The 26,875-nt window shown below is 63.7% G+C and carries 26 protein-coding genes; 16 read left to right on the plus strand and 10 right to left on the minus strand.

Annotated elements, in window-relative coordinates; genetic code table 11:
• Nucleotides 1–59 precede the first annotated feature (59 nt).
• The 9 genes from SALLO_RS0111955 to SALLO_RS0112000 all read left to right on the plus strand — a co-directional run bounded on the left by SALLO_RS0111955 (nucleotide 60) and on the right by SALLO_RS0112000 (nucleotide 9,019).
• Nucleotides 60–1,223 (plus strand): glycosyltransferase family 4 protein, encoded by a 1,164-nt coding sequence (locus tag SALLO_RS0111955; protein WP_022836542.1) that lies wholly within the window; start codon nucleotides 60–62, stop codon nucleotides 1,221–1,223.
• Nucleotides 1,224–1,237: 14 nt separating this feature from the next.
• Complete coding sequence (locus SALLO_RS16945) at nucleotides 1,238–1,912, plus strand: GDP-mannose 4,6-dehydratase (RefSeq protein WP_228702829.1); 675 nt, start codon at nucleotides 1,238–1,240, stop codon at nucleotides 1,910–1,912.
• Between the two features lie 161 nt (nucleotides 1,913–2,073).
• On the plus strand, nucleotides 2,074–2,298 hold the full coding sequence (locus tag SALLO_RS0111965; protein WP_022836544.1) for a DUF433 domain-containing protein: 225 nt from the start codon (nucleotides 2,074–2,076) through the stop codon (nucleotides 2,296–2,298).
• Entirely contained in the window at nucleotides 2,298–2,627 is a 330-nt protein-coding gene (locus SALLO_RS0111970; RefSeq protein ID WP_211214091.1) for a DUF5615 family PIN-like protein, read from the plus strand. Before SALLO_RS0111965 ends, SALLO_RS0111970 begins: the two co-directional genes overlap by 1 nt.
• Before the next feature lie 830 nt (nucleotides 2,628–3,457).
• Nucleotides 3,458–3,781, plus strand: a complete 324-nt coding sequence (locus SALLO_RS0111980; protein WP_022836548.1) for a DUF433 domain-containing protein — start codon at nucleotides 3,458–3,460, stop codon at nucleotides 3,779–3,781.
• 15 nt (nucleotides 3,782–3,796) lie between these two features.
• Entirely contained in the window at nucleotides 3,797–4,150 is a 354-nt protein-coding gene (locus tag SALLO_RS0111985) for a DUF5615 family PIN-like protein (protein WP_022836549.1), read from the plus strand.
• Between the two features lie 109 nt (nucleotides 4,151–4,259).
• Nucleotides 4,260–5,060, plus strand: coding sequence for an alpha/beta fold hydrolase (locus SALLO_RS0111990; RefSeq protein WP_022836550.1), 801 nt, complete (start codon nucleotides 4,260–4,262; stop codon nucleotides 5,058–5,060).
• Nucleotides 5,061–5,632: 572 nt separating this feature from the next.
• Nucleotides 5,633–7,624: a M1 family metallopeptidase gene (locus SALLO_RS0111995; RefSeq protein WP_028567208.1), complete on the plus strand. Its 1,992-nt coding sequence runs from the start codon at nucleotides 5,633–5,635 to the stop codon at nucleotides 7,622–7,624.
• 84 nt (nucleotides 7,625–7,708) lie between these two features.
• Entirely contained in the window at nucleotides 7,709–9,019 is a 1,311-nt protein-coding gene (locus SALLO_RS0112000) for a NupC/NupG family nucleoside CNT transporter (protein ID WP_022836552.1), read from the plus strand.
• A gap of 255 nt (nucleotides 9,020–9,274) precedes the next feature.
• Here the strand turns inward: SALLO_RS0112000 and lpdA are convergent, their stop codons facing one another.
• The 4 genes from lpdA to SALLO_RS0112020 form a co-directional block, all read right to left on the minus strand.
• The gene (lpdA, locus tag SALLO_RS0112005; RefSeq protein ID WP_040606300.1) at nucleotides 9,275–10,693 is read right to left on the minus strand and encodes a dihydrolipoyl dehydrogenase; all 1,419 of its coding nucleotides are present in this window, start codon (nucleotides 10,691–10,693) and stop codon (nucleotides 9,275–9,277) included.
• 127 nt (nucleotides 10,694–10,820) lie between these two features.
• Nucleotides 10,821–12,041 (minus strand): murein hydrolase activator EnvC family protein, encoded by a 1,221-nt coding sequence (locus SALLO_RS0112010; RefSeq protein WP_022836554.1) that lies wholly within the window; start codon nucleotides 12,039–12,041, stop codon nucleotides 10,821–10,823.
• Nucleotides 12,042–12,044: 3 nt separating this feature from the next.
• Nucleotides 12,045–12,845 (minus strand): DUF4292 domain-containing protein, encoded by an 801-nt coding sequence (locus SALLO_RS16950; protein WP_051141378.1) that lies wholly within the window; start codon nucleotides 12,843–12,845, stop codon nucleotides 12,045–12,047.
• Nucleotides 12,846–12,866: 21 nt separating this feature from the next.
• Entirely contained in the window at nucleotides 12,867–14,624 is a 1,758-nt protein-coding gene (locus tag SALLO_RS0112020) for a tetratricopeptide repeat protein (protein ID WP_022836556.1), read from the minus strand.
• Between the two features lie 188 nt (nucleotides 14,625–14,812).
• On the opposite strand from SALLO_RS0112020, the gene SALLO_RS0112025 reads away from it, so the two are divergent.
• The 5 genes from SALLO_RS0112025 (at nucleotide 14,813) to SALLO_RS0112045 (ending at nucleotide 18,606) form a co-directional block, all read left to right on the plus strand.
• Nucleotides 14,813–15,670 (plus strand): 3-hydroxyacyl-CoA dehydrogenase family protein, encoded by an 858-nt coding sequence (locus SALLO_RS0112025; RefSeq protein WP_022836557.1) that lies wholly within the window; start codon nucleotides 14,813–14,815, stop codon nucleotides 15,668–15,670.
• Between the two features lie 9 nt (nucleotides 15,671–15,679).
• Nucleotides 15,680–16,495 carry a DUF92 domain-containing protein gene (locus SALLO_RS16955; RefSeq protein WP_022836558.1) on the plus strand — a complete coding sequence of 272 codons (816 nt, stop codon included), beginning with the start codon at nucleotides 15,680–15,682 and terminating at the stop codon, nucleotides 16,493–16,495.
• Between the two features lie 15 nt (nucleotides 16,496–16,510).
• On the plus strand, nucleotides 16,511–17,017 hold the full coding sequence (locus SALLO_RS0112035; RefSeq protein WP_028567212.1) for a low molecular weight protein-tyrosine-phosphatase: 507 nt from the start codon (nucleotides 16,511–16,513) through the stop codon (nucleotides 17,015–17,017).
• Between the two features lie 134 nt (nucleotides 17,018–17,151).
• Nucleotides 17,152–17,688, plus strand: coding sequence for an isopentenyl-diphosphate Delta-isomerase (gene idi / locus SALLO_RS0112040; RefSeq protein WP_022836560.1), 537 nt, complete (start codon nucleotides 17,152–17,154; stop codon nucleotides 17,686–17,688).
• Between the two features lie 45 nt (nucleotides 17,689–17,733).
• Nucleotides 17,734–18,606: an alpha/beta hydrolase gene (locus SALLO_RS0112045; RefSeq protein ID WP_022836561.1), complete on the plus strand. Its 873-nt coding sequence runs from the start codon at nucleotides 17,734–17,736 to the stop codon at nucleotides 18,604–18,606.
• 7 nt (nucleotides 18,607–18,613) lie between these two features.
• On the opposite strand, the gene SALLO_RS16960 is transcribed toward SALLO_RS0112045, so the two are convergent.
• From SALLO_RS16960 to SALLO_RS0112075, 6 genes are all read right to left on the minus strand, one after another.
• Complete coding sequence (locus SALLO_RS16960; RefSeq protein ID WP_022836562.1) at nucleotides 18,614–19,171, minus strand: FxsA family protein; 558 nt, start codon at nucleotides 19,169–19,171, stop codon at nucleotides 18,614–18,616.
• 59 nt (nucleotides 19,172–19,230) lie between these two features.
• Nucleotides 19,231–19,764: a hypothetical protein gene (locus tag SALLO_RS0112055; RefSeq protein WP_028567214.1), complete on the minus strand. Its 534-nt coding sequence runs from the start codon at nucleotides 19,762–19,764 to the stop codon at nucleotides 19,231–19,233.
• A gap of 16 nt (nucleotides 19,765–19,780) precedes the next feature.
• Nucleotides 19,781–20,377, minus strand: coding sequence for a zf-HC2 domain-containing protein (locus SALLO_RS0112060; protein WP_022836564.1), 597 nt, complete (start codon nucleotides 20,375–20,377; stop codon nucleotides 19,781–19,783).
• A 22-nt stretch (nucleotides 20,378–20,399) separates the two neighbouring features.
• On the minus strand, nucleotides 20,400–20,960 hold the full coding sequence (locus SALLO_RS0112065) for an RNA polymerase sigma factor (RefSeq protein WP_028567215.1): 561 nt from the start codon (nucleotides 20,958–20,960) through the stop codon (nucleotides 20,400–20,402).
• Nucleotides 20,961–21,137: 177 nt separating this feature from the next.
• Entirely contained in the window at nucleotides 21,138–22,433 is a 1,296-nt protein-coding gene (locus SALLO_RS0112070; protein ID WP_028567216.1) for an HD domain-containing protein, read from the minus strand.
• Between the two features lie 42 nt (nucleotides 22,434–22,475).
• Nucleotides 22,476–23,366 (minus strand): YbbR-like domain-containing protein, encoded by an 891-nt coding sequence (locus SALLO_RS0112075; protein WP_157621440.1) that lies wholly within the window; start codon nucleotides 23,364–23,366, stop codon nucleotides 22,476–22,478.
• Nucleotides 23,367–23,663: 297 nt separating this feature from the next.
• Between SALLO_RS0112075 and SALLO_RS0112080 the strand changes: the two genes are divergently transcribed.
• Both SALLO_RS0112080 and SALLO_RS16965 read left to right on the plus strand, forming a co-directional pair.
• Nucleotides 23,664–25,469 (plus strand): ABC transporter ATP-binding protein, encoded by a 1,806-nt coding sequence (locus SALLO_RS0112080; protein WP_022836567.1) that lies wholly within the window; start codon nucleotides 23,664–23,666, stop codon nucleotides 25,467–25,469.
• 165 nt (nucleotides 25,470–25,634) lie between these two features.
• Nucleotides 25,635–26,789, plus strand: a complete 1,155-nt coding sequence (locus tag SALLO_RS16965) for a site-2 protease family protein (RefSeq protein ID WP_022836568.1) — start codon at nucleotides 25,635–25,637, stop codon at nucleotides 26,787–26,789.
• Nucleotides 26,790–26,875: the final 86 nt, after the last annotated feature.

A 26,875-nucleotide genomic window follows, 5' to 3' on the forward strand; every position in this document is an offset into this window, starting at 1 on the left:
TTGACATGATTTTATTGTATCACAGTTTTGTTCTACTCTATATAGTATAGAATGTTTGAATGAATACTAAGAACGTACTTTTAGTCGCCAACTGGGACTGGGTAATTTATAATTTTCGGATGGCATTAGCTGCTTCCCTTAAGCAGCAAGGATACGATGTTACACTCATCTCTCCCTATGGTAAATATGTCGACGAATTGGAAGCAGACGGCTTTCGATGGATTGAATGGCCGCTTGAGCGACGTAGCCTGAACCTGTTTGCGGAGCTGAACGCCATCTGGAAGCTGGCACAAATTTACGAACAGGAATCTCCCGATCTCATCCATCATGACACGATTAAGCCCAATCTTTACGGAGCGCTCGCCGCACAGATAAATACGTGGCGAGGTGTGTGGGAAGAGCCTCCGCAACTTCTCAATTCATTCATGGGAATCGGGTTTCTATTTTCTCAGCGGCCTGAGGCGAAGCTACTTCGCGCGCTCATGCTTCCTGTTATGCGATTTGCCATGCGGCGCAATCATGTCTTCACCACTTTCTCCAATAAGGTAGACCAGAATACATTTCTGCAGCAATATCTGGTTAAATCGGAGCGCACCCGAGTGATGATCAGCGAGTTCGTCAACACGGAGCGGTTCCAGGCTCGTCCGAACGGCAAATCCGATGAAGAGGATCTTGTTGTGCTTATGGCCGCCCGTCTTCTTTGGGATAAAGGGGTGCAGGAGTTTGTGTCGGCAGCGCAAACACTGCATGAGGACGGCGTTCCCGTGGAGTTCTGGCTGGCGGGAGAGCCAGACACCGAGACACCGGGATTCGTGCCTGAGGATCAATTGCGAGAGTGGGATCAGTCGGGGATCATCAACTGGCTCGGCTACTGCTCCGACATGCCCGATCTGTTAAACCGCGCTGATATAGCGGTGCTGCCCACTCACTACAATGAAGGGCTCCCTCGATTTTTGGTGGAGGCAGCAGCAACGGGCTTGCCACTTGTGGCAACAGATATTGAAGCGTGCCGCCGCGTGGTGGAAGCTGGAAAGAATGGCTTTGTCATCCCGAAGCGCAGTCCTGAGCATCTGGCAGAGGCCGTAGAAAAGCTTGTCCGAAATCCAACATTGCGTAAGACAATGGGGACAGCGAGCCGGAAAAAAGCAATCGACGAATTTGCGGAGCGAGAAGTCGTCGAAGAGTGGCTCGATTTGTATGATTATTTGCTTTCAGAGCAGTAAGTAGTCTCTGCTCTATCACGGGTACGCAGTCGATGCTGGAGTTTGCCCGGCAGATGGAGATCGAGACCTTCATCTTCGGCTCCTCCTCGTCGGTCTATGGTAACAACGAGAAGGTGCCGTTCAGCGAAGAAGACGCGGTGCATCATCCGATTTCGCCGTACGCTGCCTCGAAGCGCTCGGGCGAGCTGATCGCCCACACCTATCACCACCTCTACGACATGACGGTGCACTGCCTGCGGTTTTTCACCGTCTACGGCCCTCGCCAGCGGCCCGACCTGGCTATCCACAAGTTCGCGCGCCAGCTGCTCACCGGCCAGCCCATTACGATGTACGGCGACGGGACGACGAGCCGCGACTACACCTACGTCGCGGACATCGTCGATGGCATCGTGGCGAGCCTGCACCGGGCGCACGCGCTGGAGACGCCCGAGTACGAGATCATCAACCTCGGCGGCTCGGAGACGACCCAGCTCAAGGCCCTGATTGACGGCATCGGGCAGGCCCTCGGCATCGAGCCTAAGATTGAGCGCCTTCCGATGCAGCCGGGTGACGTGAAGCGCACCTACGCGGACATCACGAAGGCGCGGGAGCTCCTCGGCTACCAGCCCGACACGCCGATTGGGGACGGCCTCCAGAAATTCGCCGACTGGGTCCAGGATTACTACGCCGACCGGCCCGTGGAGGTGTAGGAGAACAGCGCGTCGTGGATGGCGAGTGGTGAATGGAGCGTTGCGAATGACTGGAAGCAGGGGGAGGAGGGTTGCAGGAGGCAGGATGGGGGCGTAATGAATCTTGCCTATTTGCCTTGCGTTCATCCTATAACAAATGACAACTGATCCCCGGTCTCATCATGAACTATCGCGACATCATTACGGTCGAGCCAGGTAAGCGGGGAGGCAAGCCCTGCATTCGCGGCATGCGGGTTACCGTGTATGACGTATTGGGGTATCTGGCATCCGGCATGACGCCTCAGGAGATCCTGGAGGATTTTCCTTACCTGACGGAAGAGGATATCCGGGCGTGTCTTCAGTACGCTGCCGAGCGTGAACGCAAGGTGCGCGTGGGGCACCCGTGATGCTTCTGTTCGATCAAAATTTGTCGCCTACCTTGGTCGAACACCTCGCTGATGTCTATCCCGACTCGGTTCACGTGTCGGACGTGGGACTGGATCGCGCCCTCGATCGTGAGGTTTGGGACTATGCGCATGAGCGTGAACTGACGGTCGTGACCAAAGATGCCGATTTCGAGGAGATGAGTATGCTCAGAGGGTTTCCTCCCCATGTCGTGTGGATCCGCCCCGGCAGTTGCACGACGCAAGAGATTGAGACCATCCTCCGGCAGAACCGAGACGCGGTAGAGCAGCTGCACGAGAATCCCGATGCAGGCGTCGTCGAGCTTTACTGAGCAGGTCGCTCTGCGATGGTTGAATCGTGGAAGCGATCAAGTCGACCTCTCGTTCCGGATCCAAGGGTTTAGGATGCAGGAAATGGGAGAGATAGTCGGCCACCGCGAGGGGGCGTCGTCGGTGGACTGTCGCTTCAACGATTCGCGCGGCCGGTTTCACGCAGCTGGTTTCAAATGAGCGAAGCGACACGGGCCGCAGACGACTAACCGAAGGTAATTATTGACATGAGTCGTTTCGCCTTTCTCACGTAGCAAACGAAGAGGTGCTGCGGCGGACGAACGAATGGCGAGTGGAGGACGGAGGGGGCGATGCTGGGCGGTAGCGTGTGTTGGACCGGCCGGAGCAAACTGTCTCCGATGGCTATGGGTACAAAAACGTTGCCCATGCACAAAACCGTTATCCTCCAATGTATGCTACCATTCGAGCCCATCGGGAGGAGATTCTGCGACTGGCCCGGGAGCATGGGGCCTACAACCTTCGACCCTTCGGGTCCGCGGCTCGCGGGTTTTCGGGACGTGCTTCTCCACAACTACATGGGCTTAGATCTGAGAATAGTGGTGTAGTAACGAGTCCGTACCGCGTGCGTATCGAGGATTCCTGCGTAGGCGGTCAGAATAAACAGTCGCCGGCCACTCGATGTCTGACGGCGCTGCCCTGACCACACGTCGAGCCCTGTAACCGCCGATGGACGACCCGCTTCCTATCCGTCTTTTTCTTGTTCCACCGATGCCTTTCCCTTGAGTCGACCGCCAACGGCCACCTTGCGCAACTCACTGCCCCCGAAGAGGTTAAAATAGACAAAAGCTTTGTTATCAGTTAGAAGTCGGTGATGGAACGGGACGCTACCACAACCTACGCATACATCATACGCCGCGACGACGTGCTCAACGGTGAGCCGATCATCAAGGGCACGCGCACGCCCGTACGGTCCATCGTTGAAGCGTGGCGTTTGGGAACGCCGCCCGAAGAGATTCCGCAGGGACTTCCCCATTTGACGCTGGCGCAAGTCTTTGCTGCCCTCGCCTATTACAGCGATCATCAGGACGAGATAAACGCGCACATCGAGCGCAACCACATTCCGGCGGACTTGGTTGGCAAAAGTGTTTCGGGAGAAGAGCTGACCCGGCGTCTGCGCCACCGAAAATCCTCTTAGCTCATCGAGGATCTGATGGAACCACCCCACCTCTTCGCCCGGCTCTATCTGGACGAGGACGTTCACGTACGGATTGTCGACATCGTACGAGGGCGTGGCTATCGGGCGTGCACGACACGCGACGAAGGAATGCTCGGTCGAAGCGATGCAGAGCAGCTTGCATTTGCAGCTGAGCAGGAGATGATGTTGGTTACGCACAATCGTACCGATTTCGAAAAGCTAGCGCGTCGGTACTTTGAAGAAGAGCGTACACATGCTGGCATCATTTGTGCCTTTCGCCGCTCGCCTTACGAGTGCGCGCTTCGTCTCATTTCTCTGCTCAATAGCCGCACAGCAGAGGAGTTCAAAGATCAGCTTCTTTACACATGACGTGCATTTCCCGATTAACATGCAATATCTCACGTTCCACATCCACTTATCCCACCGCCGCCCACTCGATGTCTGACGGCGCTGGCCTGACCACACGCCAAGGCTCCCCATGCAGCATCTCTCCACCCCCACCGGCGCCCTCGCGTATACCGACGTCGGCGCCGGGCCCGCGGTGGTGCTGCTGCACGGCAACCCCACGGCGGCCGCGCTCTGGCAACCGGTCATCGCCCGGCTCGCACCGCACTGGCGCTGCATCGCCCCCACATGGATCGGCTTCGGGCGCTCCGCCCATCCGGCGACGCCGCTTCGTCCGGCAACGCACGCCGCGCACCTGGCGGCCCTCCTGCAGCATCTGAACATCGAGCGGTTCGCGCTTGTGGCCCATGATTGGGGCGGACCCATCGGCTGCGCCCTTGCCACCCGGCAGCCCGCGCGCATCCGAGCGTTGGCGCTCTGCAACACGTGGCCCGGCGCGCCCCAGGCCGTGCATGCGCGTCTGTTTGGGCGGCTTATGGCGAGCCGCCTCGGGCAGCGGGCCGTCGTGCGCCACGATGCGTTTGCTCGGGTGGTGGTGCCGCTCGTGGGCGGCTGGGGCCCGCTGCATCGCGCGCTGCGTAAGTACCAGCAGACGCCGGCGCAGCGGCGGGGCAGTGCGCGCCTCGCGGCGTCCCTCCACACCGAGCGCCCGTGGCTCCGGCGCATCGGACGGCGGCTGCGGCGGCTGCGCAACGTGCCGCTGTGGCTGGGCTGGGGCACGGCCGATCCGGCGTTTGGCGGCACGTGGGCCCGCTGGCGGCGCCTGTTTCCGGATGCACACCTTCGCCGATGGCCCCGTGCGGGGCATTACCTGCCGGCGGTGCGCGGCCCGGCCCTCGCACGTGCCTTGCACTGTTTTCTAAGCTCCGTTTGATACTGGCTCAAAGCAAAGAGGTAGCTGTCGCTAGAAATAAGTCTTGTGACTGTGCACGAGGAGGCTCATGCTTCGTAAAATCCACCAGCGTGTGTCATGCTGAGGATGCCGGCCTCGAAGCGAACGGCGTCTCGGACGCACCGGAGAGCCGCGCGGCCACAATCATCGCTGCTTGAGCACCCGGCTGCTTATCTAGCTTTCGATTTTCTGTATCAGACAGCAAATGCTTTATCCTTCACAGAACTCCAGCGTATTTGTGGATTCTCTCGCTCTAGGCTGTGTTTGAAAAATCAACGTGAGCGTGAGCCCTGGAAGCCGTAGCTGCACGGCGTTCGAAGCAGGGGGAGCGGTCCTACAGCGATGCAGAACAACATAGCAGCAGCTGTCCAACCGAGCGCTGTCCGCGAGGGGAAGTCAAACACAGCCTGATCGATACAAATGGTTTTGAGGCCGACTGCACCAGGGGAAGCGCTTATGACTTGGCCTGCACGCTTTTTTTGTTTTCCCTTGCCCCCCACTTCTCGTTATGTTAATATCGGTTCCGACAGTTTTTGCCCAACCCTCTGTGCCCTATGCGTTCCTTGATGCGCTCCCTTCTCCTCGTTGCGATGTTTGCCGTGTGGGCCGTGCCGGGTCTGCACGCTCAAGAGCATCCGCACAACCTATCGTTTGAACCGGTCGACATGCCGTCGGCTGACGTGTACCGCACCGGCGGCGGCGCGCCCGGCCCGCAGTACTGGCAGCAGCGCGCCAACTATGCCATCGACGTGACGCTCGACCCCTCGGAGCATCGCATCACAGGCCGCCAAACGATCGTTTACACCAACAACTCCCCGCAGCGCCTGGAGCACCTGTGGGTGCAGCTCGATCAGAACTTGTTCAAGCCCGACAGCCGCGGCGCCCGCATCATTCCGCCCGATGCGCGCTTCAGCGGCTTCTTTGCGCAGGGCGGCGTGAAGATTTCCAACCTGCAAACCACAATGAACGGCGTAACCAACACGCCCGAGTACCTGGTGGAAGGCACGCGTATGCGCATTACGCTGGCCAAGCCGGTGCCCGCGAATGGCGGAACGGTAGAGCTGAGCCTGGACTTCTCGTTCATCATGCCGAAGTACGGCGCCGACCGCATGGGCCGTCTGAAGGTCGACCAGGGCACGGTCTATCAGCTCGCGCAGTGGTACCCACGGATGTACGTGTACGATGATGTGAGTGGCTGGAACCCGATGCCCTACCTCGGTCAGGGCGAGTGGTACCTGGAATATGGCTCGTTCGATGTCGAGATTACCGTGCCGCGCGAATACATCGTGGCCGCCACGGGCGAGCTCATGAATCCGGAGGATGTGCTCACGAACGATCAGCTCAACCGCTTGCGCAAGGCGCGCACCACGCGTGAGGTGACGACCATCATCGGCAAGGACGAGGTGGGCGACCCCGGCACGCGCCCCGATGGCGAGGGGCCGCTGACGTGGCACTACAAGGCGGAAAACGTGCGCGACTTCTCATGGGCCGCGTCGCAAGCCTTCATCTGGGATGCCGCCAAGGCCGTAACCGGCGACGGACAGGCGTCAACGGCGATGTCGTTCTATCCGAAAGAGGGCATCGGGACGAAGGAGAATCCGGGCTGGGAGCAGTCCACGAAGTTTACGCAGCACTCCATCGAGTTCTATTCCGACTTCCTGGCGCCGTATCCGTACCCGGTGGCCATCAACGTGGCGGGCATCGTAGCCGGCATGGAGTATCCGCAGATCGCGTTTTGCTCGGTAGAAGCCCGCGGGCAGGGCCTCTTTGGGGTCACCGATCATGAGTTTGGCCACGAGTGGTATCCGATGATTGTGGGCTCCGACGAGCGCCGCTGGCCGTGGATGGATGAAGGCGTGAACACATTCATGAATCAGTATTCGACGCTCGCTTTTTACGACAGCGAGGCAACGAACAAACAGGCCCTGCAGCGCATGAGCCAGATGGTGGCCCGCGGCATGCGCACGCCCCTGGGCGAAACGCCCATCATGACGTACGCCGATCGGATTCCGCCGCAGGCGCTGGGCTTCCTCGCCTATGGCAAGCCGGCGGCCGGCCTGATGCTGCTGCGCGAGCACATCCTGGGCCCCGAGCGCTTCGATCCGGCCTTCCGCGCGTACTTCGACCGCTGGGCCTACCAGCACCCGAAGCCGTCGGACTTCTTCCGCACCATCGAGGATGTGGCGGGCGAGGAGCTGGATTACTTCTGGCGGAGCTGGTTCTACGAAACCGACACCTTCGATCAGGGCGTCCAGTCGGTGACCGATACCGATTCGAGCAGCGCCATCACCGTGGTGAGCAAGAACGAGATGCAGCTGCCGTCCGACGTGCAGGTTACGTTTGCCGATGGCTCCACCATGACGCGGCAAGTTCCGGTGGCCGCGTTCTACACGAGCGACACCTACACCCTCACCGTCAAGGGCACCAAAACCGTCCAGCAGGTGGTGATTGACCCCGAGCAGCTGCTGCCGGATGTGGACCGCAACAACAACACCTGGCGCGCATCGGACGGAAGCGCGTCGCAAGGAAGTGGCGCAGGCCGCTAACAGCGCGCCGCGCGTGTGTTCATTGCGAGGGCATCGGGAAAAAACCGGTGCCCTCGCGCTATTTCTGGTTGACTCTTTCTGCGTATGTCTTGGTCGGTTGCCCTGCTACGGGGCCTCTTTGGTGTTGCTGTCTTTCTCGGAATTGCGGTGCTCTTTTCGAGCAACCGCAAAGCCATCAACTGGCGGTTGGTGGGGGCCGGGCTGGGCCTGCAGATCGTCTTTGCACTGCTCGTGCTTAAAACCGCCCCGGGGGCCGCGCTGTTCGACGCGATTGCTCAGGGCTTCCGCGACCTGCTGGCGTTTACGTACGACGGCTCCACGTTCATCTTTGGCGATCTGGGAAGCCCCGAGGGCGGCAACATCTTCGCCTTTCAGGTGCTGCCCACCATCATCTTTTTTGCCTCGCTGATGAGCGTGCTGTACTACCTGGGCGTGGTGCAGCCGCTGGTGCGCGGGATGGGCTGGCTGATGCAAAAGGCCATGGGCATCTCCGGCGCCGAGTCGCTGTCGGCCGCGGCCAACGTCTTCATTGGGCAGACCGAGGCGCCGCTGGTGGTGAAGCCGTACGTGCCAGACATGACGCGCAGCGAGCTTATGACGCTCATGGTGGGGGGCATGTCAACCATCGCGGGCGGCGTGCTGGCGGCCTACATCAGCTTTTTGGGCGGCGAGTCGGAAGCCAGTCAGGTGCTCTTTGCCAAGCATCTCCTCTCGGCGTCCATTATGAGCGCGCCGGCTGCGATTGTCATGGCCAAGATCCTGATCCCGGAAACGGGCACGCCCGAAACGGCCGGGGCGGTAGAGATCAGCTACGAAGACGAGAACGGAGGCGTCATTGAGGCAGCGGCCAATGGCGCGGCCGAGGGGCTCACGCTGGCGCTCAACGTGGGGGCGATGCTGCTGGCGTTCATTGCGCTGATTGGCGTGGTAAACGCCGGGCTGAGCTGGCTGGGCGCGCCCAGCATTGGCGACGTGACGCTCTACAACCTGAACGCGCTGGTCGCCGACTGGTCGGGCGGGCGCTTCGAGGCGCTCACCTTGCAGTCCATCTTCGGCTTCTTGTTTGCCCCTTTGGCGTGGGCCATGGGCGTGCCGGCGGCCGACATCCTTAGCTTTGGCACGCTGCTGGGCGAAAAGATTGCAGTGAACGAGTTTGTGGCGTATGCCTCGCTCCGCGATCTCAAAGATGTGATGACGCAGCGGTCGATGATCATCGGGACGTACGCGCTGTGCGGCTTTGCCAACTTCTCGTCGATCGCGATTCAGATTGGTGGCATTGGCGGCATTGCGCCGTCGCGCAAGAGCGAGATTGCGTCGCTGGGGCTGCGGGCGGTGCTGGGCGGCGCGCTGTCGTCGTGGCTCACGGCGACCATTGCGGGCGTGCTCGTGGCGTAGCGGATCGCGAACGCTCCGGCCAAAAACAAAAAACGCCCCGACGAGTGTTGCGGCTCGTCGGGGCGTTGCCGTGCGGTATAGCGCGGGCGGCGGTTGGGCTGTGTTTAAAAACACCTCGCGGACTGCGCCCGGTTGGAGAGCCGTTGCTGCTGCGTTGTTCTGCATCGCTGTAGGCCCGCTACCCCTGCTTCGAACGCCTTGCAGCTTCGGCTTCCCCCCTCGGGCTCGCGCTCACGTTGATTTTTCAAACACAGCCTAGATGTTGATGGGCTCGCCGTATGCCACGCGGGTTGCTTCCATGATGGACTCCGAGAGGGTGGGATGCGGGTGCATCGCCTCCATAATCTCGTGGCCGGTGGTTTCGAGCTTCCGGGCGGTGACCACCTCGGCAATGAGCTCGGTGGCGTCGTGCCCAATGATGTGGCAGCCGAGGAATTCGCCGTACTTCTTGTCGTAAATGGTCTTGACGAAGCCTTCGGTATGGCCCAGGGCGGCGGCTTTTCCGCTGGCCTTGAACGGGAATTTTCCGACCATCACGTCGTAGCCCGCTTCCTTCGCGGCGTCCTCGGTATAGCCGACCGAAGCGATCTGCGGCTGGCAGTAGGTGCAGCCCGGCACGTTGTTGTAGTCGATGGGGCGCACGTCGTGGCCCGCGATCTTCTCGATGCACAAGATGCCTTCGTGGCTGGCCTTATGCGCAAGCCAGGGGCCGCCGGCCACGTCGCCAATGGCATACACACCGTCTACGTTGGTGCGAAAGAACTCGTCGACCTCAATCTTGCCGGGTGCCGTCTCCACGCCCACGGCATCGAGGCCCACATCCTCAATGTTGCCCACAACGCCGACCGCCGAGAGGATCTGGTCGCACGCAATGTGCTCGGTGCCGCTGTCTGTTTCCACCTCAACCGAGAGCGCATCGCCGTCTTCTGCGTAGCCCTGCACGCGCGCATCGGTCATCACGTTGATGCCCATGCGGCGGTAGGCCTTCGCCAGCTCCTTCGACACGTCGGCATCTTCATTGGGCACCATGCGGTCTTGCACCTCAATGATGGTCACCTCGGTGCCCATGTTGTGGTAGAAGTAGCCAAACTCCACGCCAATGGCGCCGGCACCCACAATCACGAGCCGGTCGGGCTGGTCGGTTTGTAGCATGGCCTCGGTCGAGGAGATCACGTGCTCGCCGTCAAACGGAAGCGGCGGAATCTCGCGGGGCCGCGCGCCGGTGGCCACAATGATGTGATCGGCCTGCACGGTGGTTTCCTCGCCAATCTCCTCGCCGTCCATGTTGGTCGACGGCGTCACCTCCACCGTATCGGGGGCCGTGAGGCGCCCGTGCCCGTAGATGACATCAATCTTGTTCTTCTTCATGAGGAACTGCACGCCGCTGTTCATCTTGGAGGCGGCGCCGCGGCTGCGCTCAATCACTTTGGGGAAGTCCGGCGTGATGGAGCCCTCAACGGTCAGGCCGTAATCGCCAAAGTGTTGGGCGTCGTAGGCCATTTCGGCGCTCTTGAGCAGCGCCTTGGTGGGAATGCATCCGACGTTTAGACAGACGCCCCCCAGTTTGTCTTTTTCGATGATGGCGGTGTTCATGCCGAGTTGAGAGGCGCGGATGGCGGTTTCGTAGCCGCCTGGCCCGCTGCCAATTACGACGCAGTCGTATCGCGTAGCCATGTTAGATGCGTTTGCGTGCAGAGGAATGTGCGTGCGCATGGTGAAATACAGCCTGCGGGTGGGCGTTCCCATCGGGCGGCTGGCGCGGGGGCGTAAGCTTTGGTAAAAACGGAGCCAGGGCGCGGCGCTACCGGTCGCGCAGCCACGCCACGGGGTTGGTTGAGGTGCCGCCGTCGGTGTCAAAGACGGCGAAGAAGAGCCCGGCGCCGCGAGGTTCGGTGCTGGTGCCCGCTTGCCCAAGCACCTCCCCGGCGGCCACTTGGTTGCCCACGGCAACGTACAGCGTCGAAAAGTTGCTGTACACCGATAGGTACTCGCCGTGCTGAACGACGAGGTAGGTGCCATAGCCCGGCACAAAGTCGACATCCGAGACGGTGCCGTCAAACACGGCGTGCACGTCGGCCCGGGGGCGCGTGGCGATGAAGATGCCGGGGTGAAACGTGGTGGTGCCGTACACCGGATCGCGGTGGTTGCCGTACGACTCGGTGATGGCGCCCGTGGCGGGCCACGGCAGATCGCCGCGGTTGCGCTGAAACGACGAGGAGAGGTTGGCGAAGCGGGCGGCCTCGGCCGCGGTGCGACTAGCGCTGCGGGTGCCGGCGCGGGCGTCGGCGATGAGGGCCTGGATGCGCTCTTGAAGGGCCTGGGCGGCCTGCTGCTTCTTCTCGATGTCGGCCTTGAGCGTAGAGCGCTTCTCGCGCAGCTCGGCAATGACGGCTTGCCGGTCGGCGCGCAAGCTGCGGAGGCGGTTGCGCTCGGCGCGGGCGTCGGCGAGGAGGCGCTGCGTGCGCGCCAGCGATGCGCTCAGCTTCTCACGCCGCTTCTCGATGGCCGACTGCGCCGTTAGAATGGCGCTGCGCCGCTGCTTCCGCTGCTCGGCAAACTGATGCAGGTAGCGGGCCCGCACCAGCATCTGGTTGATGGTTGAGGCCGAGAAGATGAGCGCCAGGTCGTGCAGGCGCCCGTACTTGTAGGCATGCGTGGCGCGGCGCTGGTACTCTTCCTTCAGCTCGGTAAGCCCCGAAGAGAGCGTGCGCAGCGTGTCGCGCAGGGCCGCCTGTTCCTCCTCCAGCTGATTCAGGCGCTGCTGGTAGGTGGCCACAAGCTCCTCACGCAAGGAAATTTCGCGCTGGATGCGCTCCAGCTTTTCGCGGGTGGCGGCCTCGGCCTCGGCGGCTTGTTCGAGCTGTTGCCGCTCGGTCTGGATCTGGCGCTTGAGGGCCGCGAGGCGCTCTTTGGTTTGTTGCTGTTCCTGCTGCACGGACGACTGCGCCCATGCCGTCGGCGCCGCGGCGGTGCTCCATCCAAGCAGCATGAGAAGGACCCAGCAGAAGCGGCGCATGCGCATAGGCTACTCGTCGACAGCAGAAAACGGATACGAGAGGCGCTGCACGTCGCCGTCAACCGTCAGGCGAAACGGCGGCAGCGCGGTGTTGAAGCGCATTTCCTTGTACGCAATCTGGGCGCGGGTGCCATCGGCCGGCCGCCGAAAGGTAATGGATTGCGGCACCACCACGCCGCCTACGGTGGCAAAATCGCCAAAGCGGCGTTCCTCAACGATAGCCCCGTCGGCGCTGCGCTCCACGTACCGCAGCACGCGCCAGCGCGTGGGGTCGACGGTGTAGGTGCAGCAGCCACTGGGCGCGGTAATGACGTAGTTCAGGCTGTCGGGGCCCACGGCGGTGGTCCAGCCGCCGCCCGCGGGCGGCGCAAGCAGGCCTGTCATGTTTGCAAACAGGGCGCGCGTAGCCACCGGAACGGGCAAAAACGATTGGGCTTCCTGCACGGTGCCGTACAGCAGCTGATTGTCGAGCCGGTTGTACACGTAGAAGCTGTCGGGCGTAAGGAGCATGCGCCCGGCCTCGATGCCCAGGAAAGCGTGCAAGCTCATGTAGAGCGAGTCGGCCCGGTCTTGGCGAATGCGCGCCGTGAACGACCCGTCGCGTGCTGGGGCGTCGATGCGCACGCGGGCCTCGGCCTGCAGGGTGCGTAGCGAGTCGGTGCCTGCGGCCACGCGCTGGTGAATCTGCGCGGTGGTGTGGTTCGGAAACGACGCCGGCCGCGGGGCGCGCGCTTCACGCGGACCGCTACAGGCGAGGAGCAGCAGGGTGCTGACGCACAGCACGAGCAGCCAACGAAGAGGGCGCAGCATAGGCAAGGGGCGAGTGGACATTTACGGACGATGAGCCTGCAGCTTTTCCTGCAGGGTAGTGCGCGCCGGGGCGCGGCGGAGGGCTTCTTTCCACCAATGGCGCGCCTGGGCCGGCTGGTTGAGGGCCTGGTAGGCGTCGCCCAACCGCTCAAAGGCCACAGCAGGCGCATCGGTCTGCGCAACGGCGCGTTGGAGCACAGCGCGCGCCTTGGGATAACGCTGCTGGGCCAAATAGATCCGCCCCAGGGTGCTCAGGGCCTCGGCGTTGGTGGGTTGTTGGGCGACGGCGCGTTGGGCCAGTTGCCGGGCGTCGCCGAGGGCGCCGCGGTCGGCCAAGACCGAGGCGTACAGCACCAGCACCGGCGGATGCGCGCTGTCGAGGGCCAGGGCGCGCATGAACGCATTGGTGGCGAGCGAGTCGCTGCCCAGCCGGTGATACAGCCGACCGATGGTTGCGTGGATCATGGCTACCGAAGGCGACGATAGCACACCGCGGGCGCTCGACGACTGGCGTGTGGCGCGTATCAGGTCGAGGGCTTCTTGAAAGCGCGCGAGCGCTGCCCGGTCGCGGTGCAGTGCCATGAGGGCTGATCCGGCGGTGCGCACCAGCATAATCTGTCCGGGGAACAAGAGCAGGCCCTCGTTGGCCATGTCGAGCGCCGCTTGTGGGCGACCGGCTCTCAAAAACGACTCGGCCGCCCGCTCCCAGTCGTCGGGGTGCCGGGGATCGGCGCGCAGCGCGTCTTGCAGAAGCGGCGCCGCCGCAGCGTATTGCTCCATGCTGTGCCGGATGGTGCCCAGCAGGTACGATGCGTCATTGTGGCCCGGTGCGCGCTCCAGCACACGTACAAGCAGCGCTGCAGCCCCCCGAAGCAGCGTCGAGTCGGGGGACGCGGTGGCCAGGGCCGTGTGGTACATCAGTTGGGCCTGCATGGCGAGCTCATCCGCCGAGGCCCCGCTGCGCTGCACGAGCTGTTGCATGAGCGTGTCGGCCTTGGCGGCCGCGCCTTGCCGGCGGTACAGGCTGGCCAGCCGGGTCATCACCTCCGGATTGTGGGGCAACTGCTCGGCGAGTTGCTCATACAGCGCAACAGCTTCCTGGGTGCGCCCGTGCGCGGCATAAAACTGCCCCAGCATGTTGCGGTAGCGCGGCTTGTGGGGCGCACGCACGATCAGGCGGCGCAGCGTCGATTCGATGCCCGCGGTATCGCCCACGGTGCGGTACAGCGCCAGCATCGCCGCCCACGTATCAACCGAGGGCTGAGCGGCCGTGGCGTAGGCCTCGTAGGCCGCAAGCGCGTCGTGGGGACGCCCGGCTTCGGCGAGTGCGGCGGCTCGGGCGCGGCGGTACCGCTGGTGCTGCGGATGGCGCTGCAGCAGCGTCTGGTAGGCGGCTGCGGCGTCGGTCCACCGATGCATAGCCTCCAGCTGCTTTGCCACCTGCGCGTGGTAAAACACGTTGCCGGGGGCTGCCGCGCGGGCCTTGCGGGCATAATGCAAGGCCGCTGCGTCCTCACCGCGGGCCGCGTGGGCATCCGACAGCGACGAGAGAATCGCGGCCTCTTGGGGGGCTAGCTCAAGCGCTTGCTCGTAATACGCGATAGCGGCCGAGTAGTCTTCCGCAAAGGCGCGCGTCATGCCGCGCACAAACAGGCGCTGCGTCAGCCCGCTCACCGGTTCCTCCGCCTGCGCGGTTGCGGGTTGGGCCTGCACAGGCGCAGGCCACCCGCTTGCAAGCAGCCCGCAGCACAGCACAATGGCAACACGGAGACCCTTCATGGCAGTAGAAAACCAGTGTGACAAAATCCACAAACAAAAACGGGAATGTTTGGGGCGAAGTTTCTCGCAAGAAGCGCGCCGCAGGCTTCATTGTCCACCAAAAATTACCGCGTGGGCATCGACAATGGAAGCGGTTTCGGTTAGGTTGAAGCAATTGTGCGTTTCCTTTTCGCGAACACCTACGGGTCATGACAACCATCGAACGCATCGCAGTAATTGGCGCCGGCACCATGGGCAACGGCATCGCCCACGTGTTTGCCCTGAACGGCTACCCCACCACGCTTGTGGATCTGGATGAGGAGATGTTGGCCAGCGGCGAGGCCACCATCCAGAAAAACATGGCGCGGCAGGTCAAAAAGGAGGTCATCTCGGCCGACGAAAAAGCCGAAGCGCTGGGGCGGCTCACGCTCGAAACGGATCTGGCCGCGGGCGTATCAACGGCCGATCTGGTGATTGAGGCGGTAACCGAGAAGAACACGGTGAAGGCGGAGGTCTTTGCGTCGCTTGACGAGCACGCCCCCGACACGGCCATCTTGGCGTCCAACACGTCGTCCATTTCCATCACGTGGCTCGGCGCCCAAACAGAGCGCCCGGAGCGCGTCATTGGCATGCACTTTTTCAATCCGGTGCCGCTGATGGCGTTGGTGGAGGTGGTGCGCGGGCTGGAAACCACCGATGCGGTCTACGGCACCATCGAGGCGCTGGCCAAGGATCTGGGCAAGACGCCGGTGGAGGTGGAAGACTTTCCGGGGTTTGTCTCCAACCGCATCCTCATGCCCATGATTAACGAGGCGGTGTACTGCGTGATGGAGGGCGTGGCCTCGGTGGAAGACATCGACACGGTGATGAAGCTGGGCATGAACCATCCCATGGGGCCGCTTACGCTGGCCGACTTCATTGGGCTGGACGTGTGTCTGGGCATCATGGAAGTGCTGCACGGCGAGCTGGGTGACGACAAGTATCGTCCGTGCCCGCTGCTCAAAAAGAAAGTGACCGCAGGCCACTTGGGCCGGAAGTCGGGGCAAGGCTTTTACACCTACGATTAACCCCGTGCCATGAACGGGCTGTGTGGCATCACCGGAGTTGCGTTGTACGGTGCGGCGCTGGCCGCGGGCGGCGTGTTTGGCGTTGGCGCCTACCGCTGGGGATGGCTTACGGGGCCGGCGGCGGCGTGGGCAGCCGGCATGGGGGCAACGCTCCTGATGGCGGGGCCCGCGTGGGCCGTGCCGGCGCTCGCGTTTTTTGGCGGCAGCACGGCTTGGTCGTGGGCCGGGCGGCGGGCGAAGGACGCGCTGGCGTATGCAGACGAATCCGGCAGGCGGCGTACGGCGCGTCAGGTGCTCGCCAACGGCGGGGTGGCCTGGCTGTGCGCGCTGGGTAGCCTGTGGAGCCCGCACCCGGTGTGGGCCGCGGCGGGTTGGGCGGCGCTCGCTGCCGCGGCAGCCGACACGTGGGCCACCGAGATTGGGGCGTGGGTTGGGCATGCGCCGCGGAATGCCTGGACGGGCCGTGGGCTCGCGCGCGGCGCGTCGGGCGGCATGACGTGGACCGGAAGTGCGGCGGCGGCAGCGGGAAGCCTGAGCGTTACGGCGCCGCTCTTGGGACTGGTGCCGCATGCGGCCTACGACGCTGTGTTGCTCGCGGGCGTCGCGGGGGTGGGCGGCGCCATTGCCGATAGTCTGCTGGGCGCGACCGTGCAGGCCCGTTACCGCGATCCGGTAAGCGGCCTCCTCGTGGAGCACCCGCCGGCGCCCGGCAGCGCCCCCACCCGTGGATGGCCCCACCTGCGCAACGATGCGGTCAATCTGCTGGGGACGGGAACAGCCGCGCTCCTTGCGAGCAGTTACTACGTCCTCCTGCTTTCCTTTTAACGTGTTTGTGCGCTCATGGCTGTTCAACTACCCATCCGCGTCATGTTTGTGTGCCTCGGCAACATCTGCCGCAGCCCGCTGGCCGAAGCCGCGTTTCGTGAGGCGGTGGCCGATGCGGGCCTTTCCGACCACTTTGCCATTGACTCGTCCGGGACGGGCGACTGGCACGTGGGCGATCCGGCCGACCGGCGCATGCGGCAGACGGCGCGCCGCCACGGCCTCTCGCTCGACGACCACCGGGCGTCGCAGTTTGCTGCGCGCGACCTGGTAGACTACGACCACATCTTCGTCATGGACAAGAGCAACCTGAACGATGTGCTCTACCTGGATGAAGCCGACGAATACAGCGGCAAGGTGCGGCTCTTTCGGGAGTTTGACCCCGAGCCCGGCGACTACCAGGTGCCCGATCCCTACCACGGCGGCCGCGAAGGCTTCGAAACCGTATACGCAATGGTGGAGCGCACCGCCCGAAGCATCCGCGACCGTATGATTGACACCTACGAGTTGCCGGTCGAAGCATAACGCATCGTGTGGTCGGGATTGCGGGGTTTCTTCAATTGAAATAAAACCGTAATACCAAAAGCGGCGGTGGGGCAATTCCGGGGGCGATGCGTGAGAGCAGCGCTTAACCCTTCCACCACCAATCCGCCGGTTTCATGACCGACGACCACGTAGTGCTGGTGAATGCGCGCGACGAAGCCGTGGGCACCGCGCCCAAGCTAGAGGCGCACCGCTCACCACAGCTGCACCGCGCCTTTTCGATTTTCGTGTTTGACGCCGACGGCCGGCTGCTGCTGCAACAGCGCCATCCGGACAAGTACCATTCGGGCGGCCTGTGGTCGAACACGTGCTGCAGCCACCCGCGGCCGGGCGAGCGATTGGACGATGCGGTGCACCGGCGGCTCGATGAGGAAATGGGCTTTCAGTGTGCGCTCGACCGGGCCTTTGGCTTTGTGTATCAGGCGCAGGTGGGGCCTGCGGTGTACGAGCACGAGTACGACCACGTGTTTGTGGGCACGGCCACCCCGGCGGTGCAGCCCAACGCGGAGGAAGTGGCCGACTGGCAGTGGATCACGCCCGAGGCCCTGTTGGCGGATGTGGACGCGCGTCCGGCGGCGTATACGGTGTGGTTTCGCACGATTCTAGAGCAGACGTTGCAGCACTACGCAACATCCCGGCGGATGGCGGCGTAGCGCGTTGCGTCTGCACATCGCTTGAATCAAGATTGAACGCCGCGCATGAAGGACACATCGCACGCGCCCGCTGAGCCTTACGCCCCCACCGACCGCGGCACACACATCACCCGCGACGGGCTGCGCCTCTTCACGCAGCAATGGGTGCCCCCGGCGCCGCGGGCTAGCGTCGTGTTTGTGCACGGGTACGCCGAGCACAGCAGCCGCTACGACGATCTTGCACGCTACCTTAACGCAGAGGGCTACGCCGTCTACACGTACGACCACCGCGGGTTTGGGCGCTCGGGCGGCCCGCGGGCGCTCATGCACAGCGCCGAGCCGTGGCTCGACGATCTCCAGGAAATTCTGCAACGTCCGGTGCTGCAGCAGGCACCGGGGCCGCTCTTTTTGATGGGCCACAGCATGGGCGGCGCCCTGGTGTTGGCGTACGCGCTCCGCGAGACACCCGCCCTCGACGGGCTCGTGCTGAGCAGTCCGGCCATTGCCGTGCCGGCGCCCGGCGGCGCCATTGGGCAGACGGTGGCGCAGTGGGTGGGGCGGTGGCTGCCGCGTTTGCCTACGGTGGGCAAGCTGCACGATGCGCTCTCGCACGATCCGGCCGTCCGCGAACGCGTGGCCCGCGATCCGCTGTGCTACCAGGGCCGCGTACCGGCCGCTACGGGGGCGACGTTGCTTCGATTGGGCCAGCGGCTGCAAGCCACCATGCATGCGCTCACGCTGCCCTTCTACGCCTTTCACGGCACCGCGGACATCATCACGAAGCCCGCGGGCACGCAGCGCCTTTACGATACCGCGGCAAGCACCGACAAGACGTTAAAGCTGTACGAGGGGCTCTACCACGAGACGCTGCACGAGTACGCCAAAGACGCCGTGCGCGCCGATCTGCTGAACTGGCTCAACGACCGCGTGGGCGATTAGCGGAGCGCTACCGGGCCGTATCATCGGGCGGCAGCGACGGCGCGCGCTTCGTTTCTGAGGAGCTCGTTTCCTCCCAGTCGGCTTCTTCCACCGGTTCCCAGTCGAGGTCGTCCCATGCCGAGGGCGCATCGGTAGAGGAGGCGTTTCCCCCGCCGGGTCCGCCGAAGAATCCCCACTGGATCGACGCGGTGCCTGTGCTGTGCTGCATCTTGCGCTCGATGCGTTTTAAGACGTAGCGCCGGATGAGCGCGCGCGACGGGGGGAGCAGGCCTAGCAGCCCCACCACGTCGGTGAGCACGCCGGGCGTGAGCAACAGCGCGCCAGCCATCAGGATGATCACGCCGTCCATGAGCTCGCGCCCCGGCAAGCCGCCGCGGCCCAGCTTGTCGTTCAGGCGCTTCCAGGCGGCAAGGCCCTCGCGTTTGGCCAGGTAGCTGCCCACCACGCCGGTGACAACGATGATGCCCACCGTGGGCCAAAAGCCGATGCGTTGTCCAATTTGGAGGAGCAGCGCAAGTTCAACGGCGGGGACCGTGAGAAATAAAAAGAGCAGGCGTGCAAGCATAAGAAAGCCGCAGCAAGGGGAGAAAGTACGTCTTGCTAACGCGGCTGCAGGATGATCGTTCAGGGTGTGCGCGGCGGAAGGGAAGCCAGCTGCTGTATATCGAGGGCCGCCAGCGCATCGGGCGAAAGGGCCCCGGCGAGGTTTGCGAGCGTGACGGTTCCGTTGGACGCGCGGGCGACGAGGAGGAGGCCGCGCACTGCGGTGCTGTCGCCCGGCAAGGCATACAGCGCGGTGTGTGCAGAGGCCGCGTTGGGGCGTATAAGCTGTTTCCAGCCGGCGCGGTGCAGCGCGTCGGTGAGGCGGGCGAGGGCCGCGGTATCGAGGGCCGCGCGCGGCACCACCCGGAGGTCTACGTGCCGAAGGCCGCGCAGTACGCGGGCCCACGCTGGGGCCTGGGTGGCCCCCTGAGCGGCTGCTGCCAGCCGTTCAGCCGAGAGCGTTACGGCATGCAGCGTTGCAGCAGAGTCGGTCACGACGGGCGCTAGGGCCACCACGCCAGCGGGTGCGTTTGGAGGCGCCGGTGCCGGGCGTTGGGCCGCGGCCCCCGGGGGGAGGCACAGGCCCACAACAAAACAGATCAGAAGCGTGCGCATGCGCAGAGGAAAAGCGTTAGGGGTGGGTGGTGTCGGACGGCGGCGCAGGGTGAGTGGAGGCCTCGCGGAGCAGGCGCGACAACGAATCGCCAGAGGCCGCGGTGGTGCGCTCCATAACGAGACGCACCGCCTGTTGCGCCTGGGTGTTCGCCTGTACGGCCGCCGCGGGTGCATCGCCGGACGGAGCGCCCGGCAGAATCCAGGACCACGTGTTCGACGACTGCGTCGTTTGCGACGTAGACGCCGGCGTGATCGGGTTGAAGATGAAGAAGGCCGCCACAGCAACCAGCGCAAGGCCAACGGCATAATCCACAACGGGCTGCCGGCGGGCCGCAACCAGCGCGCGCGTCGCGTGGGTGAGCCGCTGTAGCGTCTTGCGCCACCACACCATCGGCGCAGGGGCCTCGTGGCGGCGCACGGTGCGTTCCAGCACGGCCTCCGTCACCGCGGGCGGGCACGACGGTAGGTCGGTATGGTGCAGGGCCGAGCGGATCTGACGTGCCTGCTGAATCTCGCGGCGCCAGGTGCTGTCGTGGGCCGCAATGGCCTCAAACCGGGCACGCTCCGCATCGGAGAGCTCGTCGTCGACGTACGCTTCTACGCGTGCGTCCATCCATTCCTGTGGGGCAGAAGCTTCAGGCCGTTTCATGATCAAGTACCTCTGAAAGCTGGTGGCGAAGTTTTTTGCGTCCGCGGTGGATATACACCTTTACCGTGTTGATGGGCATATCGAGCGCTTCTGCAATCTCCTTATATTTTAGCCGTTGAATTTCGCGCATGGCAACCACGCTTCGGTACGGCTCGTCGATGCGGTCGAGGGCCGCATCGAGGTGCTGCTGAAAGTCTACGGCTTCGGCATCGGCCTGGGGCGAGGGCGCCGGACTTTCGGCGCGGCCCACGTTTTCCGAGTTTACCGTTACCGCGTTGCGGCGCGTTTTGCGCTTGCGATGCAGGTCGATGCAGGCATTGCGCGTAACGCGCATCAGCCATCCCAGCGCGCGATCTGTATCTATGTCGTCGTGGTGCTCCCAAAACCGGATAAACACGTCCTGGGTGATGTCTTGCGCCGCCACCTTGTCTTTTAAGAAGTAGCAGGCAAAGCCGTACACGCGGTCCCGGTACTGGTGCACCTGTTGTTCGAAAGCATCCACCGTTCGTTCGGAATATGTGCCGCTGCTGGCGTGGTCGTGCATCATGCTGTGTTCGGTGTGCAAGACGAGCCGGCGGGGCACGTTGTTACAGAGGGAGTGAACTGCACGTCGTTTTCAATATACAACGCTGCGGCACGATGTACAGTTTGTGTGGTAGAGCGTTTGGCGCGTGTGGCGTGCGCCGTTTGTGCCGTGCGGTGCGCCACGCGCTGAGCCGAGGCCCTACGCGGCCGACGGAAGATCGAGCGCTACGGACTTGGGCGCGCACACGTACGGCTTAACGACGGGATCGGTAAAGCTCGCCACCATGGGCGTGTCGGTGGTTTCGGAGAGTTCGCGCACGGTGCCGTCGCGCTCAATGATGCGGATGCCGTCGCGCGAGGTGGCGGCGTAGGAGGTGTGGTCGGAGTGGCCGGTGCGCACATAAAAGGTGGCATCGTGGCCCGCGGTACTTGCGGGCGCGCGCTCGGTGGCTACAAGCCAGCGCGCCACGGCTTGGCGCCAGGTACTGAGTTCGGCATCGGTCGGCGGCCGCTCCAAAAACGTAACCCGCAAAAAGTCGCGGTTGATAAACCGGCGGCAGAGGTCGGCCAGCACGCGGTCGTCGCTGTTCATCCACTGCTTGAGGCTGTAGAGCACGTCGGTGTCGTCGATGCGGCAGTACTGGGCGCGCACGTCGGGGTCGGACAGGGCCGCGGCGGCGACGTGTTGCGAGAGGAAGAAGCGCAGGGCGGGCGATCCGTCGTGCAGTGCGGCATCGCAGGGGCGCTCGCCCTGCAGGTGCTCGCGGGCGCGATCTAAAATCGCATACAGCAGCATGTCGCCAGCCAGCACGGTCTTGTGGAGGTACACCTGCCAGTACATCAGCCGGCGCGACAGCAAAAAGTTTTCGACGGCGTAAATCCCTTTCGCTTCAACGCCCAGGGCTTCGTTGTGCACGCGCAGCGTTTTGATGATGCGCTGCACGCCCACCTCGCCCTCCGAGACGCCCGTGTAAAACGCATCGCGGCGGAGGTAGTCGAGGCGGTCCATGTCGAGCTGGCTGGCGACAAGCTCGTGGAAGAAGGGGCGCGGGTAGGTGTCGTCAAACATCCGTAGCGCATCGCCGAGCGGCCCGTTAAAGCGGTCGCGCAGGTCGGCCAGCAGCGCCCGGCTCATGGCCTCGTGGTGGAAATCTTTGATGAGCGTGTGCTCAAGGGTGTGCGAGAACGCGCCGTGCCCCACGTCGTGCAGCAAGGCAGCCGCCAGTGCGGCGGTGTGCTCCTGGGGCGAGATGTCCGTGCCCTTTTCTGTCAGGCTGCTCAGGGCATCTTGCATGAGCGCCATGGCGCCCAGGGCGTGGTTGAAGCGGGTATGCTCGGCCCCGGGAAAGACCAAGTGCCCCACGCCAAGTTGCCGGATGCGCCGCAGCCGCTGCACCTCGGGCGTCTGGATCAGGTCCATGAGGACATTTTTGGGGACCGAGATGAACCCGTGCACCGGGTCCGAGAAAATTTTAAAGTGCTGTTCGGCGGGCACGGCAGTGGGGGAAGGCAGGTGGGGGCAGCGCGCGGAAGGCGCTCAGTTGTTGGGCACCAGGGTGTAGTAGCGGAGGGTGGAAGGGATGGGCGTCGCGTTGCGAATCATGAGGTCGGACGGGATGTGCAGGCGCGGGGCAACGCGGCCGGTGGTATCGGAGCGGATCTGGTTGTACGATACGGTTGCATAGAAGTCGTCGGTGCGCTGCGAGGCAAACAGCTGCTCGAACAACACGCGGTAGCGCACGCGGATGGTGGAGGGGTCGAGGGCCACAAGGTCGCGGTTGGTGGGCACGCCCGTTACACGCACCGGCAGCGTGCGGGTGGCCTCGGCAAACCGCCCGGCGCGCACATGCATCTGCACCGCATCGATGCTACGGGTGACAAGGTACGAGAGCGTGTCGGCCAGGGGGAGGCGGACGGTGGTTGAGTCGCGCACGTCGCGCACGGTCACCTGTTGGGTGGGCCACGCCGAAAACGAGCGCACGACGGGGGCGGCGCCGCTCACTTGCACCGAATCGGGCGATAGCTTGGGCGGGGCGATCAGCTCGTAGGCCGCGGGCAGGCGAAAGGTAACGCGCGGCACGATGGCCAGGCGGCGCTGAATGCGGGGCGCGGTGGGAATCTCGATGGTGCGTGGGCGCACGCTCTCCACGGTCACATCCGAGCGCTGGGTGAGCAACAGGCGCTCGCGCACGTCGGTGGTGGGCCGTGCCGCACTCAGCGTGACCGTCGGCGGCGTAACCGAAAGGGCCAGCAGTTGCAACCCCTCGCCTCGCAGGCGCACCTCCACGCGGGCCGGCGGGCGGCGTACCAGGGCCTCGCCCGCCGGAATGTTTACCACGCGGGTGGGCAGCTCTAGGGTAATGGTCTTCGTTTCCTGCAGCGTTGTGGCCAGCCACAGCACCACCGCAATCGAAAAGCAAACCGCCAAGACCAGCCCTCGATTTGAAGGGGTATCGTCCGGCGCGCCCGAAGGCCGCAGGAAGGCGGCAATGGCGTCGCGCCAGCGTTTCCAAAAAAGAGGTTCGGGAGAAGCCGCCACCGGGCATAAAGGGATGCGTGCGTAATGCAAGCGGTACGAGCCTTCCACGCAGCGCGGCGCGCGGTGGTTCGTGCCAAACATTGCGCAAATCCTGCCACAACCGTCCGGGTGGTGGATCTGCCCATCACACGGCGCGTTCGGGGCCGCACGCATGCCTTTGCTCTCCTCGCATCCACTGCTGGTTGTATGAACGGCCCTCTTGCCCGGCTGAACCACTACTTTTGGGAGTACAAGCACCTGTTTGTGCCGGGACTCTTGTGCACCATGATCTCGGCCGGCTTTGAAATTACTGTGCCCATGGTGGTGCGTGAGGCCATCGATAGCATCCCGCGGGTCGTTACCATTCACCACGGCTTTGCGGGCACGCCCGTGCAGGCTGCGCTCTACGGCTACTTCTTCAACGCCCTCCTCGGGTTTGCCGGCGCTATCGTGGCGCTCACGTTGGTAAGTGGGCTCTTCAAGTTCCTGATGCGCCAGACGGTGGTGGTGGCTTCGCGGCACATCGAGTTCGACCTGCGCTCGCGGCTGTACGAGCATCTGCAGCGCCTCTCGATGGACTTCTACCAGGAGTATGCAACCGGCGACGTCATTACGCGGGCCACGGATGACATCGAGAAGGTGCGCCGCTACATTGGGCCGGCCATCATGTACGTGACGCGCTCGCTGGTGATGGTGCTGGTGGCGGTGTCGGTAATGCTTGTCATTTCGCCGCGGCTTACGCTGTACGCGCTCCTCCCGATGCCGCTGTTGGCTGTTAGCGTGTTCTTTTTGGCGCGCATGGTGCACAGCCGGAGCGACGCGCTGCAGGAGCAGTACTCGAACCTCACAAGCCGCGTGCAAGAGGCCCTTTCAGGCATTCGCGTGCTCAAGGCGTACACCCGCGAGCCGGCCGAGGCGGAGGCCTTTGCCAACGAGAGCCAGCGCTACAAAACGCGTAACCTCGACCTCGCGCTTGTGGAGTCGGCGTGGCGCCCAGTGTTTCTGATGCTGGTGGGCTTTTCCACCATCATCGTGGTGTGGATGGGCGGACGCATGGTGGCGCAGGGCGCCATCACCGTTGGCAACATTGCCGAGTACATCCTCTACGTCAACCGCATGACGTGGCCGGTGGCGTCGCTGGGCTTCGTCATCACGATGATTCAGCGGGCGTCGGCGTCGGTGGACCGGCTGCATCGCATCCTCGACCGCGAACCGGCCATTGCCGATGGGCCCGCGACGGACGATTCCATCACGTCGCTGGACGGCGCACTGGCGTTCGACGACGTGTCGTTTCGGTATGCCGAGGACGAGGCACCGGCGCTGCGCGGCGTCAGCTTCTCCTTGCCGGCCGATGGCACGCTGGCCGTGGTGGGCCGCACGGGCTCGGGCAAGAGCACGCTGGTACGCATGATTCCGCGCCTGCTCGACCCTACCGAGGGCACGGTGCGCGTTGACGGGCACGACGTGCGCTCCATTCCCCTCAACGTGCTCCGCGAGCATGTGGGCTACGTGCCGCAAGATGTCTTTTTGTTCAGCGATACGGTGGCGCACAACATCGCTTTTGGGGCGCACGAGGCCTCGCAGGAAGCCATTGAGGCCGCCGCGGCGGAGGCGGATCTGATCGACAACATCGCCGACTTTCCGGAAGGCTTTGAGACCCACGTGGGCGAGCGCGGCATTACGCTTTCGGGCGGGCAGAAGCAGCGCACCTCCATTGCCCGCGCGCTCATTCGTGACCCCCGTATCCTGATCTTTGACGATGCCCTCTCGGCGGTCGATACGGAGACGGAGCGCAACATTCTTGATGCGCTGCGCGCACGGCAGGGCAACCACACACTCGTCATCGTCAGCCATCGGCTGTCGGCCGCGCAAAACGCCGACTTGATTTTGGTGATGGACAAAGGCCGCATCGCCGAGCGCGGCACCCACGCAGCGCTGCTTGCGGAGGAGGGGCTCTACGCCGACCTCTACCGCAAGCAGCAGCTGGAAGAGGAGATTGCTTCGTTGGGGTAACGGCGACTCGCGAGCCTCGTGGGCACGAGCCTCGTGAGCAGAGGGCAGCGGCTGTGCCGCACGCAAACGAAACGTGTGTTCAACGCGCTGCCCTGCACAGAAACGCCCCGTTTCGTAACGGCGTTCTACCGTCGATTGTCACTGGAACGGGCGCAAAGGCTTCCCATGAAGAAATCCCTCAAGATTGGATCGGCGGCTGGTATTGGCATTTACCTGCACTGGTCGTTTCTCATTCTGCTCATTGGGTTGGGCGGCTACTACGTGTGGCAAACCGGCAGCGTGGCGGCTGCGGCCCAAGGCATTGGGCTCATCCTGGCCGTGTTTGGGTGCGTCATTCTGCATGAGCTGGGCCACGCCCTTACCGCGCGTCGCTTCGAGGTGCCCACGCGCAACATCACCCTCTACCCTATCGGCGGGGTGGCGCAGCTGGAGCGCATTCCCGAAGAGCCGATGTACGAGTTTTGGATTGCCATCGCCGGGCCCGCGGTAAACATCGTCATCGCGGCTGTGCTGGCCGTGGGGCTGCTCATTGCCGGCGCGCCGCTGATGCCCACCATCACCGGTCCGGTGCCGCCCATCGCAAGCGCGCTGCTGTGGATGAACATCGTCCTGGCCGGGTTTAACCTGCTGCCGGCGTTTCCTATGGACGGCGGCCGCGTGCTGCGGTCGCTGCTGGCGCTCAAAAAGGATTACGCCGAAGCCACGCAAATCGCCTCGAACGTGGGGCAGGGCATGGCCATCCTCTTCGGGCTCTTTGGCCTCATCAACTTCAATCCCATCCTGCTCTTCATCGCATTCTTCGTGTACGTCGGCGCGCAGCAAGAAGCCCAGCAGGCCATGTTTCGTACGCTTACGGACGGAACGCCGGTGCGCCGCGCCATGATGACGCGCTTCGCAACGCTCCGGCCCGATGCTACCTTGGGCGACGCCGTCGACGAGCTGTTGGCCGGCGCCGATCACGACTTTCCCATCGTGGATGACGCGGGCCGCGTGGTGGGCATCTTGCAGCGCAAAAAGCTCATCGAGGCGCTTAACACCCACGACCGCGAGGCCCCGGTGCGCACGGTGATGGATGACGAGTGCCTCACGGTTACGCCGCAGGATATGCTCAACGAGGCGTTCCAGCACATGCAGCAGGCCGACTGCTCGACCGTTCCGGTGGTGGACGGCAGCGGTGAGCTTGTGGGCCTGTTGACGCTTGAAAACGTGGGCGAGCTCATGATGGTGTCGTCGGCTGAGGGTACCCGCGACGCGCAGGCGCTACGTAGCGCTGCGCAGCAGGCCCTGGATGATGACGCGCCCGCCGTTCCCCAAAAATGAAGGCTACAGCGGCTTCGCTCGCACCTACGTTGCGAACGCCGCCTAATCTAAAGAACATGCGGCGCGGTACGCATTTGTACGTGGCG

Origin of the sequence: Salisaeta longa DSM 21114, assembly GCF_000419585.1 — a bacterium.
Lineage (GTDB): Bacteria > Bacteroidota > Rhodothermia > Rhodothermales > Salinibacteraceae > Salisaeta > Salisaeta longa.